This is a genomic window from Exiguobacterium sp. s40, from assembly GCF_018617905.1.
Taxonomy (GTDB): domain Bacteria; phylum Bacillota; class Bacilli; order Exiguobacteriales; family Exiguobacteriaceae; genus Exiguobacterium; species Exiguobacterium mexicanum_A.
The window spans coordinates 1-430 of the sequence record NZ_JACSLC010000036.1 but is presented as its reverse complement, the minus strand read 5'-3'; the positions used below and the strand labels follow the sequence as shown (position 1 = coordinate 430).

Sequence of the window (430 nt, the reverse complement as noted above, 5' to 3'; positions counted from 1 at the left end):
GCTACAGGGCCGTCACCTTCTCTGGCCGACCTTTCCAGGTCGTTCACCTATCCTATCCCTTTGTAACTCCGTATAGAGTGTCCTACAACCCCAGGAAGCATGCTTCCTGGTTTGGGCTGTTCCCGTTTCGCTCGCCGCTACTCAGGGAATCGAATTTTCTTTCTCTTCCTCCGGGTACTTAGATGTTTCAGTTCCCCGGGTTTGCCTCACGCCGTGCTATGTATTCACACGGGTGTCCCGCCAGTCTCCCGGCGGTGGGTTCCCCCATTCGGATACCCCTGGATCAATGTGTACTTACCACTCCCCAGGGCATTTCGCTGTTCGTCGCGTCCTTCATCGGCTCCTAGTGCCAAGGCATCCACCGTACGCCCTTTCTACCTTGATCTAGCGTCTAAGACACACGGTCCTCACGGACCATATGTGAAATTAA

The 430-nt window shown here is 54.7% G+C and carries 1 rRNA gene; it reads right to left on the bottom strand.

The features are described 5' to 3' along the window. Nucleotides 1–385, bottom strand: a 23S ribosomal RNA gene (locus KNP02_RS14745); the annotation flags it as partial. Nucleotides 386–430: the final 45 nt, after the last annotated feature.